At 39.9% G+C, this 15640-nt stretch carries 12 protein-coding genes and 1 tRNA gene; 5 read left to right on the plus strand and 8 right to left on the minus strand.

All coding sequences use genetic code 11. The features are described from left to right. Window positions 1-6 precede the first annotated feature (6 nt). Complete coding sequence (locus tag AC1DYB_RS09960) at window positions 7-822, minus strand: SDR family oxidoreductase (RefSeq protein ID WP_477434534.1); 816 nt, start codon at window positions 820-822, stop codon at window positions 7-9. A 424-nt stretch (window positions 823-1246) separates the two neighbouring features. Between AC1DYB_RS09960 and AC1DYB_RS09965 the strand changes: the two genes are divergently transcribed. Then, window positions 1247-1810 (plus strand): nuclear transport factor 2 family protein, encoded by a 564-nt coding sequence (locus tag AC1DYB_RS09965; RefSeq protein ID WP_477434536.1) that lies wholly within the window; start codon window positions 1247-1249, stop codon window positions 1808-1810. A 44-nt stretch (window positions 1811-1854) separates the two neighbouring features. On the opposite strand, the gene AC1DYB_RS09970 is transcribed toward AC1DYB_RS09965, so the two are convergent. Beyond that, a tRNA-Arg gene (locus AC1DYB_RS09970) sits at window positions 1855-1926 on the minus strand. A gap of 130 nt (window positions 1927-2056) precedes the next feature. Beyond that, entirely contained in the window at window positions 2057-4129 is a 2073-nt protein-coding gene (metG, locus tag AC1DYB_RS09975) for a methionine--tRNA ligase (RefSeq protein ID WP_477434538.1), read from the minus strand. 111 nt (window positions 4130-4240) lie between these two features. On the opposite strand from metG, the gene AC1DYB_RS09980 reads away from it, so the two are divergent. Together AC1DYB_RS09980 and AC1DYB_RS09985 are read left to right on the plus strand one after the other, a co-directional pair. Further along, window positions 4241-5188: a S66 peptidase family protein gene (locus tag AC1DYB_RS09980; RefSeq protein ID WP_477434540.1), complete on the plus strand. Its 948-nt coding sequence runs from the start codon at window positions 4241-4243 to the stop codon at window positions 5186-5188. A 69-nt stretch (window positions 5189-5257) separates the two neighbouring features. Further along, a complete protein-coding gene (locus AC1DYB_RS09985; RefSeq protein ID WP_477434542.1) occupies window positions 5258-5662 on the plus strand; it encodes a DoxX family protein in 405 nt (134 codons plus the stop codon). A 49-nt stretch (window positions 5663-5711) separates the two neighbouring features. Here the strand turns inward: AC1DYB_RS09985 and AC1DYB_RS09990 are convergent, their stop codons facing one another. The 5 genes from AC1DYB_RS09990 to AC1DYB_RS10010 form a co-directional block, all read right to left on the minus strand. Continuing rightward, window positions 5712-6416, minus strand: coding sequence for a hypothetical protein (locus tag AC1DYB_RS09990; RefSeq protein WP_477434544.1), 705 nt, complete (start codon window positions 6414-6416; stop codon window positions 5712-5714). A 96-nt stretch (window positions 6417-6512) separates the two neighbouring features. Then, a complete protein-coding gene (locus AC1DYB_RS09995; RefSeq protein WP_477434546.1) occupies window positions 6513-7502 on the minus strand; it encodes a hypothetical protein in 990 nt (329 codons plus the stop codon). Window positions 7503-7625: 123 nt separating this feature from the next. Continuing rightward, on the minus strand, window positions 7626-8516 hold the full coding sequence (locus AC1DYB_RS10000) for a DUF1735 domain-containing protein (RefSeq protein WP_477434548.1): 891 nt from the start codon (window positions 8514-8516) through the stop codon (window positions 7626-7628). A 44-nt stretch (window positions 8517-8560) separates the two neighbouring features. Then, window positions 8561-10171: a SusD/RagB family nutrient-binding outer membrane lipoprotein gene (locus tag AC1DYB_RS10005; RefSeq protein ID WP_477434550.1), complete on the minus strand. Its 1611-nt coding sequence runs from the start codon at window positions 10169-10171 to the stop codon at window positions 8561-8563. 19 nt (window positions 10172-10190) lie between these two features. Continuing rightward, the gene (locus tag AC1DYB_RS10010) at window positions 10191-13424 is read right to left on the minus strand and encodes a SusC/RagA family TonB-linked outer membrane protein (protein ID WP_477434552.1); all 3234 of its coding nucleotides are present in this window, start codon (window positions 13422-13424) and stop codon (window positions 10191-10193) included. Between the two features lie 183 nt (window positions 13425-13607). On the opposite strand from AC1DYB_RS10010, the gene AC1DYB_RS10015 reads away from it, so the two are divergent. Together AC1DYB_RS10015 and AC1DYB_RS10020 are read left to right on the plus strand one after the other, a co-directional pair. Continuing rightward, the gene (locus AC1DYB_RS10015) at window positions 13608-13940 is read left to right on the plus strand and encodes a PadR family transcriptional regulator (protein WP_295720482.1); all 333 of its coding nucleotides are present in this window, start codon (window positions 13608-13610) and stop codon (window positions 13938-13940) included. Between the two features lie 24 nt (window positions 13941-13964). Then, on the plus strand, window positions 13965-15632 hold the full coding sequence (locus tag AC1DYB_RS10020) for a PspC domain-containing protein (RefSeq protein WP_477434554.1): 1668 nt from the start codon (window positions 13965-13967) through the stop codon (window positions 15630-15632). Window positions 15633-15640: the final 8 nt, after the last annotated feature.

Here is a 15640-nt window from a genome sequence, read left to right on the forward strand (position 1 = left end):
TCTCTACTAAATTACAAAACGGTCTCGCATTATTTTTATGAAATCAGAATCGCTGTTTTGGTATTTGGTATCAATATAAAATTGGGCATCCTCACCAATAACGTAACGTAATTGTGCTTTATCGTCTGTTGCTGCCTCAAAAATCTTTTGCGCAACATCTTCAGGAGTTGCTTTCGGCAAATGCGCCGTAGCCGCTGCATAGCGCCCAAAGAAGTTGCCCATCAATGGATTGTATTCGGGAACTTCGTTTTTGATCATTTCCAGGCCACCACGAAAATTAGTATTTACGCCGCCTGGTTCAATGATTTTAACGAATATGCCGAACGCAGAAAGTTCATGAGATAACGACTCTGAAAAACCTTCCACAGCAAATTTACTGCTGTTGTACAAACTCCCGAAAGGCAGGCCAACCTGACCTCCAAATGAAGATAAATTAATGATAGTGCCGCTGCCTTGCTGACGCATTTGAGGTAAAACCGAACGGGTAACATCCATCAGCCCAAAAACATTAACTGCGTATTGCTTTTGAATTTGTTCTGGTGTTGCGGATTCGAATACACCCATCAATCCGTAGCCGGCATTGTTTAGCAATACATCAATGCTTCCAAAATGTTGAATTGCTTTGTTTACAGAGTTTTGAATGGATTCAGTGTCCTGTACATCTAAGTGGGTTACCACTACGTTTTCTAATTCACTAAGTTCCTTTTCGATTTCAGGTGAACGCATTGTTGCAACTACGTTCCAGCCTTGTTTTTGAAATATTTTAGCTGTTTCCCTGCCGAAGCCTGATGATGCTCCTGTAATGATTATTGTTTTGCTCATTTTTATGATTTTTGTTTAAGCAAAGGTGAGCAGTATCGTAAAAGCTGACTTACCCGATTCTTCGTATTACTTACCCGTTTTAAGGTTTAGCGCTTAATTACCGTATATGCAGATACATGAAATACCGGGTATAAATACAACTTAATTATTCAGTCAATTCGTAATATAATCAAGCTGTTACTTTAACTAGTTTAAAGCAAAAACCCACTTATAAAAATAAGTGGGTTTTATTGAGTAAAGTTCGGTAGTACCGAAGTTCAGTGGTCCCGACGGGAATCGAACTCATATCTAGAGTTTAGGGGTAACTTACTTATAATAATAGAAAAAAAAGCGTATCTTCATTCATAATCAGGCACTTATCCACACATAACTCAAGTGCCTCATTGATGGTGGTACTTATTTCTAAATCTTTTAGCTTAAAAACATGCCTGAATTTATTCTGTTTGCCAAAAGGATACTCGTTATAATTGTCCTTTTTCTTCCTGGAATTATACAACCATGCTTCGCACAATTGTCTGCAAATGCCGATTCACTAACAAAAGTACTCATCGGTAAAGAAGCGGAAATGTTTAACGCGATACTGACTGCTGATAAACCTGCCACCAACAAAATGGTGGGACAGGATTATATCACCATCAACGCGGATGGGGTGTTGGAGGATAAAATCGAAATGATGAAAAACTTCGGAAAATTTAAAGGCGCAGCGGTTACATTATCCGACAAGCAGGTGAGGCACTATGGGAACCTGTCGATTATCACCGGGAGGGCAAAGTTTTACTTGAAATCCATTTTAGTTGCCGAGATATTTTATACAGAAACATGGATATACCGTAATAGAAAGTGGGATTTTATTGGCTGGCAGGGAACAATGACCGGCTTACCATCCTACTATCCTATAATATTCACCATTCTGGCGCTTATTTTGGTGTATTTAATAGCCAGATTCATTATAAAAATAATAAAGAGATCAAGAATAAAAGTTGTTTAAACAAAAGCCTCTGAATTTTCATCCAAAGGCTTTACTTTTCTTAGTGGTCCCGACGAGAATCGAACTCATATCTAGAGTTTAGGAAACTCCTATTCTATCCGTTGAACTACGGGACCGTTATAGCTGATAAGGGCGGATCCTTTATCAGCTTGCAAAGGTGCAAATTATACCTGAAAAATCACATGCCTTAACAGCAAATTTTTATCGGCCTAAAAAACGCCATTTTTAAATCCAAAATCGGCATTTCTACCTTACCACTGCTCCATTATGAAAATCATCCACCGGCGCAACGAAGCTTAGTTTGCCTTCGCTGTTCTCGGCCATCAGGATCATACCTTGCGATAATATTCCTTTAATCTCACGTGGTTCCAGGTTTACCAGTATGCTTACCTTTTGGCCAATAATGGCTTCCGGCTCATAATATTCGGCAATGCCAGATACTACCGTACGCTCATCAATGCCGGTATCAATGGTCAGCTTTAGCAGCTTTTTGGTTTTGGCTACCTTCTCTGCAGCCAGGATAGTGCCCGTGCGGATATCCATGGTAGCAAAAGATTCATAGTTGATATTGTCCTTCGCGGGTTGTACATCTATGCTTTTTACCGGGGCTGCCGCAGCTTTTTTGTCGTACAGTTTTTGCAGCTGTTGATCTATTACCTCATCTTCTATCTTCTCAAATAATAAAGAAGATGGGTTTAGTTGATGTCGGTTATTAAAATATATCTCCTGGTCGTAAGGGATAACTTCATCCGGCCAGTTAAGCATGCCGATGATCTTTTTAGCAGTTGCCGGCAAAAACGGCTGCGCGGCCGCGGTTAAGTGTCCAATTATAAACAAACAGTTATGCAGCGCTTGCTTAGCATCTTCCGGATTGGTTTTAATTGTTTTCCAGGGCTCTTTTTCGGTTAGGTAACGATTACCCAGGCGGGCGATATCCATAACAGCCTGCAACGCCTGGCGATAGCGGTAAGCTTCCAGGTTTTTTTCTATCTCATCATAACAAATGCCTATTTCTGTATTCAGGTATTCGTCGTTAAGTTCAATTTTATCGGTGGTGCTTTCAATCTTGCCACCGTAAAACTTATGCATCAGTATCATAACCCGGTTAACAAAATTACCCAGTATGGCTACCAGCTCATTATTAATACGGGCCTGGTAATCTTTCCAGGTAAATTCGCTGTCGCTGGTTTCTGGTAAAATAGAGGTAAGCACATAGCGCAGTTCGTCCTGCTTGCCCGGGAATTCTTCCAGGTACTCGTGCAGCCAAACGGCGTGGTTACGCGATGTGGAAAGCTTATCGCCCTCTAAATTTAAAAACTCATTGGCAGGTACATTTTGCGGTAAAATATATTCGCCATGTGCATGCAGTATAGATGGGAAAATAATACAATGGAACACAATGTTATCCTTACCAATAAAGTGCAGTAAACAGGCATCATCCTGCTCATCGGCCTGCTTTTTCCAGTATAGCTTCCAGTCCTTATCATTATCAATAGCCCATTGTTTGGTGGCAGAGATATAGCCTATTGGCGCATCCATCCAAACGTACAGTTTCTTGCCCTGCGCTTCTTCCAATGGTACATCAATACCCCAATCCAGGTCGCGGGTCATGGAGCGTGGCTGCAGGCCCGATTTTAGCCATGATTTACACTGACCAAAAACGTTCGTTTTCCAACTGTCTTCTTTAGTATCTATCCATTGCTCTAACCAGGGCTGGTATTTATCAAGCGGCAGGTACCAATGCTTGGTCATCTTTAAAACAGGTGCTTTACCACTTAAAGTAGATACCGGGTTAATCAGATCGGTAGGGTTTAATGATGTACCGCATCTTTCGCACTGATCGCCGTAAGCATTCTCATTATGGCAATTGGGGCAAGTACCGGTAATATAGCGATCGGCTAAAAACTGCCCGTAATCCTCATCGTAATATTGCTCGCTCATTTTTTCAATGAACTCATCCTTCTCGTATAAATTCAGAAAAAACTCCTGCGATAGGTCATGATGTATTGGTGATGACGTACGGTGATAAATATCAAAAGCTATCCCAAACTGTTCAAAACTTTCTTTTATCTGGGTATGGTATTTATCAATGATGGCTTGCGGTGTGGTGCCTTCCTTTTTTGCTTTTATGGTAATGGCGGCGCCATGCTCGTCCGAACCGCAAACATATAATACATCCTTTTTTTTGAGCCTTAAGTGTCTTACAAAAATATCGGCCGGCAGGTAAGCGCCTGCAAGGTGACCAATGTGTAGGGGTCCGTTGGCATAAGGTAAGGCCGATGTAACCGTATATCTTTTATATTTGTTGAGTTCTGACATTAAAAAGCGGCGTTATAAATAATTGGCAAAGATAAATTATTTAAGTCGGAAAAGACCGAACACAATGAAGTCCGGCAGACGGATGCCAAAAAAAATTTATTATTATTGACGATGGATAATCCAGCACCTATAGTTTCCTCCCCGCTTTCATCCACACACACCGCTGGGCTTCCGCCTTACTTAAAAAAAGGCGATAAAATAGCGATCACCTGCCCGGCCAAAAAACTGCCTAACCCGATGACGGATGCTATCGCGCTTTTACAGTCATGGGGATTAGAGGTTGTTTTGGGCGAAACTGTTGATGCATCATACCACCAGTTTGCGGGCGACGACGAATTGAGGGCAAAAGACCTGCAACGTTTTATTGATGACGATAGCATTAAGGCCATTATAGCGGCACGCGGCGGCTACGGTACCATCAGGATGATAGATAAGGTTGACTTTAGCCGGTTTGCACAAAACCCTAAATGGCTTATTGGCTTTAGCGATATTACCATACTGCATGCGCATTTGTTTGCCAATTATGGCGCGCAAACCATTCACGGGCAAATGCCCATAAATATCCCCGATGCCTCATCCCGGTCATTGGATACTTTGCGTAAAGCTTTATTTGGCGAGCAACTCAGCTATCAATTACCACCACACGCCTCCAACCGGGCCAGTGAAGGTGCCGGAATACTAATTGGCGGAAATCTATCATTATTGATCGCCATCTCTGGCTCAGCATCGGATATGGACTATAGTGGCAAGATTTTGTTTATAGAGGATGTGGGCGAATACCTGTACAGTATTGACCGCATGCTGCGCTGCCTTGAAAGGGCCGGCAAGCTTAAAAACCTTGCGGGTTTAATTGTAGGTGGCTTTACCGATATAAAAGACAACGATATTCCATTTGGGCAAACCGTACCAGATATCATTATGGATATTGTGCAGGGTTATAATTACCCGGTTTGCTTTGATTTCCCGGCGGGGCACATACCCGATAACTGTAGTTTAATATTAGGGCGCCAGGTTGCATTAAATGTACAGGACCAGCAGGTAAACGTTCAGTTTGTCTGAATCAGAATATCCAATTAAAGAATTAACAAAATAAATCGAGCAATAAAAACTAAAAATATATTATTATATATGGCACTACTTAGCAAATTAGGCAATTACAAAAACACAGGACTATTAATCATCCGTGTAGGTTTAGGCATCATGTTTATTTATCATGGTTACCCCAAACTTATGGGTGGCGTAAAAGGCTGGCAACAGCTTGGCGAATCAATGAAATATGTGGGCATTCATTTTTTACCCGTTATGTGGGGATTACTGGCGGCGGTGACCGAGCTATTAGGCGGTTTCTTGCTCATCATTGGGCTTGCCTTTAGACCAGCATGTGTGTTCTTGCTAATCAACCTTATTGTTGCAGCGCTATTGCAACTGCGTACAGCCGGCCTGGGCGACGCTGCACACGCCATTGAAGACGCCATTATGTTTGCCGGCCTTATTTTTATTGGCCCGGGGAAATATAGTGTGGATAAAAAATAATATCTACAAAGAACGCCGGTTTGTTAGCCGGCGTTCTTTATAGATATCCTTATTGATTTAAATAAGCGCCAAGCTTTGCAAGAAAAGCCTCATCAGTGTCCTCGCTTTTATGTTCGTTATAAAATGTAATTACCTTATCGGCATCGGCTGCAAACACCTGTTTTATAGCTTTACTTTTTAAACTTATCTTTTGTAGCGCAGATGTTTTAGCATCAACCACATAATATGTGGCTTCATCAATGTATTCATCGTATTTATTCCCGCTTGATGAGATCCCATCATTTTTATAATCCGATTTTACAAACCTGGTTTTAGTAAGCTTATAAACTTTATACTTACCCCCTGTTGCCCAAACCTGGCAATAATGAGTGGCATCAATGGCGGGCACATACTCAAACGCCATCGGGCTATCATTTTTATCATAAATAACAAAACTTTTAGCGTGTTCTTTATCAACCGCTATAGCCGTTTGCTTATCCTGGCTTAACAGCAGCGCCCCTCCAATTTTATCGTAATTAAAAGTATAATTTTCGCTATTTATGGCGTTTCCCTTACTATCCGTTACATTACCTTTAGCCCAGACGTCAAAAAGGAACCTGCTACCTTTGGTATCCTCTTTATTGGTTAAATTATAAGCCATGCCGGTACCGGAGTTAATACCAGTGGCCGAGATGCTATTTGTGCCGGTTTGAGCCTTTAACGCCCCGCCTGTTACAAGGCATAATGCAATAGCTATTACAAATATGTTCTTCATTTAAATCTTTATAAATACCTCTAAAACAAACGAAATAAAAATGGACCATTAGAGAAAGTCTAACGGTCCATTTTATAATATAGTCTTTAAAACTTGTTAATTCAATGAATCGGCAAGGCTCTTCAAAAAGTTTTCGTCGATGTCATCATCTGCATGTTCCTTGTAAAATGCTTTTACTTTATCAGCCTCCGCAGGAAAAGCTTGCTTTATGGCTTTTGATTTGATAGCGATTTTTTGCAGCGCGGCGGTTTTAACATCAAGTATATAATAGGTAGGCTCATCAACATATTCATCATAGTGGTTACCGCTTGATGTCATTCCATCAGTTATGTAATTAGCTTTTACAAAGGTAGTTTTGGTAAACTTATAAACCTTATACTTACTCCCGTCTGATAATACCTGGGTATAGTGTGAAGGATCAATATTTGTTATTAACTCATAAGTTTCGGGCAAATCGAGCTTATTGTAAATAGTAAAGCTTTTTATCCGGTCCCTGTCCACATCAACAGCGGCACGTTTATCCTGCGTTAATAAAAGCGAACCATTTATTTTATCATAGTTAAAAGAATAGTTATCATTCTTAATTGACGCCCCTGTTTTATCAACTACATATCCTTTTGCCCAGCTTTCCACTAAATACCGGCTACCTTTTGTGTCTTCCTTACGCGATATATTGTATAAGGCACCACCGGAGCCGGTAGTTGAAACATTAAAATAGGTAAAACCGTGGGTAATGTTCTGATCTGGAATTGTGGTAGTTATCTTATCAGGGTCATTAAGATTACGCGCCTTAAATGAAGATTTTCCGGGTGTAAGCACCACAACCAAATTCTCCTTCGGGCTCACTTTTTCATCTTTATATCCTTTAGCATAAACTACAATAGTGGCGTTGCTTTTTATCGGGATGGTAAAAAATCCTGTTGAATCTGTATAAGTGGCCGTTTTTGCATCCTCCTCCTGTACCAAAGCAGATGCAATCGCCTGTCCTTTTTCATTCTTTACGGTACCGGATGCGGTTATAGATTGAGCCATTGTTAGCTGGGCAGCTGCCAATGTAAAAATTGTTGATAAGATTAAGTTTTTCATTACAAATATAATTAAGTATTAAAGTTAAATATAATTAAACATATTCAAAATCAAATGCTTAATTATATTTCATAAAAAAAGGGCTGCATAAATGCAGCCCTTTCAACAAAAAATCGTTGTTTTTTATTTATAATATTTATCAACTATGTACCTGTTAGCACTACCGTTGAAGGCAATAAACTGAATCTCGAACGTTTTGTTTACAGGATCTAAAGTTAAAAACTTAGGCTGCTGAACAATTGATACACCCGCTAAGTTAGCAGCTAATGTAACCGGATCAATTGTAACCGCCCAATTTGAATAACTAACCACACCGGCTGTAACAGTTCTCGTAAACGTAACATCGTATAATACATTATTATTGGCATAACCGGTAGTCATTTGGAAATGCGTTGGAGTGATTGGTGAAAGCACTCTTGTAGCACCCGCTGTCGGACCAGTAGATGGAGGTCCACCTGTTGGGCCAACACCATTATTATACCTTGAATAATCGTACTTATATGTTCCAGCAAAATCATTACCGATGAAATGGTAATATTTAATATTAAAGTTATTACTAAGAGCCACGCCATTTGCGCTAACAATTTTTATTGGAAGCATATAGCTTTTTGATGGATCTAACTTGTTTCTGTAAAATGTTACAGTAAAATTAGCCAATCTGGTACCAGCTTTTATAGTAGCTGATGTAGTACCCAATACAAAAGAACCTGCAGGAAGCGCATCATATAAAACCGCAGGATTAGCAGTATTGTATGGTGCAATTATACTGTTATCAACTGCCAAAGATACAGTAACATCTTTAGTAGGTGCGTAAACACCTGTAATGTTTACCTGGTAGGTTTTGGTGATTGTATCACCAGCGTCTGTTATGGCTGATTCACCAAAATATGGCGTACCAGAGTGTACTATCTCGGCAAATGCGCCAATATTTGAAAAATCCACGTTCGGCTTGTCTTTCAAGCAAGACGTAAGCGAGACGGTCAGGACTCCTAATAGTATGATTAATTTTTTCATTTCTTTCTGTTTTATTAATTATTTATTTAACATCAGCACCAGGCTTATTTCATCCAGAATATTTTGGATGTTAAAGCATCAGTACCCGAACCACCAGCTGGAACATTGGCTCCGTTAAGCGTGGTTTCATTAACAGGGTAAGGCAAACGATACGGGATGTGAGTTGCAGTATTACCTGGGTAAATAGAAACCGGAAGATCTGCTGGAATACCTAATCTTCTCCAATCGCTGTATGACTCTAATGGATCAACAGAATTTAAGGCTGCCCATTTTTGGGTAATCAATGTTGTTAATTTATTTGGTGAAGTACCGTAGTTTGTTAAGTTATTGGCCTGACCGGTGTAAGTAGCAGCAGCAGCAGCAGAATTTGCAACACCAAGAAACCTGAATGATTCTGCAACAGCCGCATTGTATACTTCTGTAGCAGTAGAGTATGTTAAATAACCACGTTGTATCGCTTCAGCCTGTAAAAATAAGCTTTCAAAAGCTGGAAGTAATACAGCATCCTGGCCTGGTCCTTTAGGTGTAGTACCACCTGCATTGTAACCTGTACCTAATATAGCAGAAATTACCGTATTTGATTCTGTACCGCTTGTGCTTCCATAAGCCCTGCCCTGAACCATGGCAGGATCTGTTGCTACGCCACCTGAACCTTTAGTTGGGATATAGATATAACCTAACCGGGGGTCATTATTGTTTTTGTAAAAATTAACACCGTATGAATTTGCACGCCAGTAAGTGGTATTGGTACCATTTGAAGCTTGTGCATTTCCAATTACATCTAAATAAAACGGATTTAACTGGTTATCAGCAGCATTTGAATAACCTGGATTTACAGATGCATCTGTACCTGCAGGTAAAAAGCTGGCGGCAGTGTAACCGCTAAATGCAGTTGCAGGGGCAACAGCAGGGCTGCCTTTTTCTGTTTGGCGCATGTAAAGTTTAAGTTTCAATGTATTGGCAAACTTAATCCAGTTTTGCATTTCGTCTTTACCTCTTGAATCTGTAGCGGTAAAACCTTTTCCAAACATTACATCATAGTTCAGCGGAAATACAGCTGTTGACAAGGGGTTGTTAAGGTTAGAATTAATTATTGTAACAGCCGAATCCAATTTAGCAGTAATGCTGTTATAGATAGACTGAGGCTCATCATATTTGTATGAAAAAGTGCTGTTAATAATTAAAGCCTGTGAGTAAGGCACACTGTTATACATATCAACCAAACGTTGATAAACGTATGATTGCATGATGGTTGCAATAGCCTTATAGTAAGCCAGGGTAGGATCCTTGCTTGCTGTTTTTATTAACAGGTTATAGTTTGATAAGTTTAAATAAGCGTTATCAAAGTTACCTGTAAAGTTGTTGCTGGTTAACTGGTAAAGTACATAAGTGGTACTTGAAGTAAAACCACCGCTTTGAGTCCAGTAACCCATCCAGTTTTCAAAAACATCGGAGTTACCACCCTGTACTAAATTGGTAGTACCTACCAATGCCGAGCTTAGCGTATATTTAGCTGGCGCCGCGGCTGGCGCGTTAGGGTTTACATCATTGATATCAAATGTTCCCTTTTTACATCCCACTATACCCGTAAATATCACAGCTGTGAAAAGCAAACCCAAGGTTACTTTTCGCTTAAATATTGTTGTCGTTTTCATTTTCATTTCAATTTCTTTGTTAAAAAGTTACAGCTAATGTACCGCTGAATATTCTGGTTGGAGGAGTTTGGTTTACAGAGCTTCTACCAACAGCGTTGCTGGTATCTTCGCTAAACTCAGGATCGCTCCATTTGTTAGTTGATGGACGGAACATTAACAAGTTACGACCAGAAACTGACACATTCACGTTTTTAATGAATTTAAAATCTCTTAACCATGCTTTAGGGAATGAGTAGCCCAAAGATGCTTCTCTTAATTTCCAGGCAGCCGCGCTAATTACATAGTTAGCATCAACACCTAAGTAAGTTGTTGGGAAAAAGTTGAAGTTACCATCCTGAGTAAGGATGTTGGTGTTATCAACATAGCTTCCGCTTGCATTTTTGTAAACAGAGTTCGGGAAAACAAAACGCTGACGACCAGTAAGTGTAGTAGTAATACCAACACCAGAGTGATCCAAAGTGTTACCAATTTGGCTAAATACTTTGTAACCGCTTCTGTAATCAACCGTTAAGTTTAAAGTAAAGCCTTTGTAAGTTAATGATGATGTAAAACCTAAAAGGTCTGTAGGGTTTGTGTTACCTAATATGCTTGGAGTAGCAGCTCTTGTTGGTAAACCAGTATTGGCATCAACAATTACTTTTCCTGAAGCAGGATCACGGTTCCAGTCATAACCTTTAAGGGATGGATAAGGCTGATCAACTATAGCAAATGAGGCCTGGTTTGCTGAATTTACAAGTACACCGTTTGCGTTAATGCTGCTACCGATTTGTAGTTCTTTAACACCACCTACTATACTGTTAACCTTGCTTTTTTGCTTGGTATAGTTAACACCCAAATTCCAGGTAACAGCTTGTGATTTAATCACAGTACCATGCAAATCAAGCTCAAAACCTTTATTTTCAGAATTAGCAGCATTTAACAACGCAGACACGAAACCTGATGCACGTGAAATAGATGCAGTAACGATACCATCAGTAGTATGTGATTTGTAAGCAGAAGCAGTTAAAGTTAACCTGTCTTTAAGGAAGCCCAGGTCTAAACCAACTTCGTCTTCAGTAACTTTTTCTGGTTTGATGTTAGGATTAGCAATCCTGGTATTTAATGAATAACCAGAGATACCACTTGCGCTGTATGGGAAACCACCAGCCAAAGCAATGGTTGGCAAAGTTGAATAAGCACCAAAAGCGATATACTGTGATCCGTTAGCCAAAGGCGAAGCGTTACCTGTTAATGAATGCGCGTAACGTATTTTAATAAAGTTAAGGTAATCGTTATCAGCTATAGATTTAAAGATCTCACTTAAAACTACCGATCCATCGATATCATAATAAGGGATGTATTTGTTAGCTTTTGATAACCTGGTATCTAAATCCGTTCTGTATGATCCGTGTAAGAACGCGTAAGTTTTATAACCTAAGGTTGCTTCACCAAAGTAACCTAATTTACGGGCCTGGGCAACTGCCTGACCGTTAACGTTTGCAACAGATGCAAAGTTTGAAGTGTTATATGGCAAGAAGTTTAACGGACCATTGTTGATTGGGGTATAAGTGATCTTATTATCTAAATAAGCAACACCTAAGGTACCATTCAATTTAAAGTCATGTGGAAGTTTGGTATTAAATGCAACAAGGAAATCAGAGCTGTATAAAATGTTGTTCAAGTTATAAGTTCCGAATTGTGGAAGGGTGTTTGTTGCGCTTGCTTTATGACCGGCATCAGCAATAGTATCAATACCACCTGAATTATTTGGATAGTAAATATTTTCGCCAACGTTACGGGTGTAATCGCTGAAAGAGATACCTGCATCATGATACTCGCCCCTTGTGCTATTGTTATCAATAGAGGTGCGGTAAGATACATTAAGCCATTTGGCTAATTTTAAATTTAACTGCAAGTTAGCCTGGATGTGATTCTCAGTGTTCAAATTTCTTTGTTGCTGAATCATCTGGCCCGGGCTGATATAATAATCATTATAATAAGAATCAGGAGTACCGTATTTACTTGTAGGATCTAACAGATCTCTTATAGGAACATTAAGAGGAGACTCTAACAAGTCATTATAAACGGTACCGGTGTTGGTTTTATTGGTAGTTAAGTAAGTATAAGCAACAGAGTATTGAGTTGAAAATATACCATATTTTTTATCACCACCTATACGGAATACATCTCTGCGGCCTTCATCTTTAGGCATAACAGATTTACTTTTTACATCCTGGCCTGACATGTAGAAACTACCTGTTTCATCACCAGAGTTAAAAGAGAAGTTGTGCTGGGTTGTAATACCTGTATCAAAAAAATCTTTCTTTTGATTTTTTACAGCAGAGTAAGGAACCATTTCAACAGAACCATCAGGGAACGGACGGCCAAGCGGAACTAACTTTCCATTATATTCCGGACCATAACTTTGGTTTTCGTAAGGAATATAGTAGGAAAGGTCTGAAAAATCAAAAACCTCTTTTTCACCACCATTGGCACCAAAACGGCCTGAATACTCAGGAATGTAAGAAACTTTTTCAGCCTGTACTGTAGAAGATACCGTTAATGAAGAAGTTCCTTTAGCACCGTGTTTAGTAGTGATGATGATTACACCGTTTGATGCATCAGAACCATAAACAGCCGACGCACTTGAACCTTTCAATACGTTGGTTTCGGCAATGTCTTCCGGGTTAAGTGTGCTGATATCGCTATAGAAGATAGCACCATCAACTACATACAAAGGTTGGTTGTTACCGGTTAATGACCTGTTACCACGTAAAGTTACACGTGTTGGTGCAAATAAACCGCTGTTTACAGTGTTAACCTGCAAACCCGATACTTTACCGGTTAAGCCGTTTATAACACTGATTGGTTTTGCCTGGGTAATATCTTTACCAGAAACCTTTGATGTTGAGTAACCCAAAGATATTGCCTGCCTTTGGATACCCAATGCAGTTACAACAACTTCATTCAACTGGCTGTTAGCGCTCAATAGCACAACATCAAATGAGGATTTTGTACCAACTGAAACTTCCTGGGTGTTGTAACCAATGAAAGAGAAAGTAAGTACCGCGCTCGAAGGAACGCTTAGAGAGAATTTTCCGGCAGCGTTGGTCTGGGTACCACTGGAGGTGCCCTTTACCTTTACTGATACTCCCGGAATTGGTAGGCCGTCATCTTTGGCCGTAACCGTACCTGTTACTGTACGGTTTTGTGCATAAACCTGCGTTAGGCATAACAACAGAAAGCACAAACTTGCTAGTAGAAGTTTTTTCATTTTGTTAATAATAAGATCAGTTAATAGTTAATTAATGTTAAAAGTAATGTTACGTTATCAAAAAGTCAAGTATTTTCTTAAAAAAGATGACTTTTTTTTAAAAAAAGCATGTTTAATAATAAAATTTAATAATTTTAGTACTATGTATTGCATAATACAATCCAAAACATATATCTTTGTATTATGATCGTTGAAAACACACAAACCCAAATGAGGAAGGGCATACTGGAGTACTGCATTCTTTCCATTATAGCCAAGGGCGAAACATATGCATCAGACATAATTGCTGAACTTAAGAAAGCCCAACTGCTTGTAGTTGAGGGTACTCTGTACCCATTATTAACCCGTTTAAAAAACAATGGCCTGCTCACTTACAATTGGGTCGAGTCGATTTCAGGCCCCCCGAGAAAGTATTATGTACTATCTGAAGAGGGCAAAAACGTGCTGGAACAGCTGGATAAAACCTGGCAAGAATTAGTTTATGCCGTGCAAACGGCCATTGGAGACAGAAAATAAAAAAACCTGAAATTATTACGCATCATGAACAAAACAATCATAATTAACATAAACGGTACCGTTTTTCACATCGAAGAGGGTGCTTACGACGTACTTAAACTTTACATGACTGATGTAAAGCGTCATTTTTCTACCTCGGAAGACAGTCTGGAGATCACAACCGACATCGAAAACCGAATTGCAGAAATGTTTAACGAGATTTTAGCAAGCCAAAGCAAACAAGTTATTGTTGAGCAGGATGTTAACCTGGTTGTTGAGCAAATGGGCACCGTGGAGGACTTTGAATTTGCCGAAAACGATGCAAAAGCACCGGGCAACAATTCCTACTCCTATAATACGGAACGCCGCAGGCTTTTCCGCGACCCTGACGATCATTTGGTGAGCGGCGTTGCAGCAGGTATTGCCAATTATTTTGATATACCGGCAGTTTGGGTAAGGCTGGCGTTTGCTATTTCGTTTTGTGTAGCAGGAACCGGATTTTTCCTATATGCCATATTATGGATAGTAGTACCCAAAGCAATCACCCGTGCCGACAGGATGGCCATGAAAGGTGAAAAACAGGATTTGAAAGGCTTTAAAAAGAACTTTGAAGACGAATTGAGCACCGTAAAAGAAAACCTGCACAATTTTAAGCATGAAGCCAAGCCATTTGTTTACAAAACCCGTGATTTTATAAGCGATTTTTTTTATCACCTGGGCGTGTTTTTAAGAGGAGCCGGCAGTTTAATTGGTAAATTGATAGCCGGCGCAATTTTACTTGCTTGCTTCGGTCTTGCTGTAGCGCTTATTGTTGCTGTTGTCGGGCTCATTGCCTTTGGCAAAACAGATATATACCATATCCCTCCGTTTAACTTTGTTAACCAGGAAACCAGTGTGATATTTATTACAGGGGGCTTTTTATTGCTGGCAATACCTTTGTTTTCAATTATACTGGTAATAATAGGTTTCTTATTTAAAAACTCCTCATTTAACCGCACCATTGGCACCACCCTATTGTGCGTATGGCTGGCCGCTTTGGGCGCTGTTGTTTACTACGGTGTAAGGGCTTCTGCCGATTTCAGGCAAGGCGCAAAAATGAGCAAGACTGTTAACATTAAAGCAACTCCCAACAACACCTATTACCTGCAACTTAATGATGCCAAGTATTTAAGCAATGAAGATAGTACCCGCCTGCGTATCAAGGAGCGTTTTAATGGCATGATAATTTTAGATGATGATTTTAATGGCAACGATGATTTTGGCACCACAGACCCAGTGAACATCAATGTAGAAAAAAGCGATGTACCACAACCCGTGCTGGTTGAATCATTTATTGCAAGGGGCCGCGATGATGAAGATGCCCTGATCAATGCGAGAAACATCAGCTATCGTTTTACGCAAAAAGATTCTGTATTAAAATTCGACCGTCGTTTGGAAAGATTGGCCGGATCAAAATGGCGCGGCCAAAAGGTTTATATCACCCTTAAGGTTCCCTTGAACGCTACCCTGGTTATTGATGGCAAGCTTGACAGGAACATGGGCTTTAACCTATATGATTGCGGCCAAAGCAATAAGCCATCCAATCCTAATGGTTCGGTATTCGTAATGACGGCTAATGGCCTGGAGTGTAAAATCCCTCCTGTTCCGCAAGCAACTATTGATAGCCTCAGGAAACAAGAGCTTGTAGATAGCATCAAAAATTCCGGTCAATAGTAATCGGC

The organism is Mucilaginibacter sp. P2_A4 (assembly GCF_056405015.1).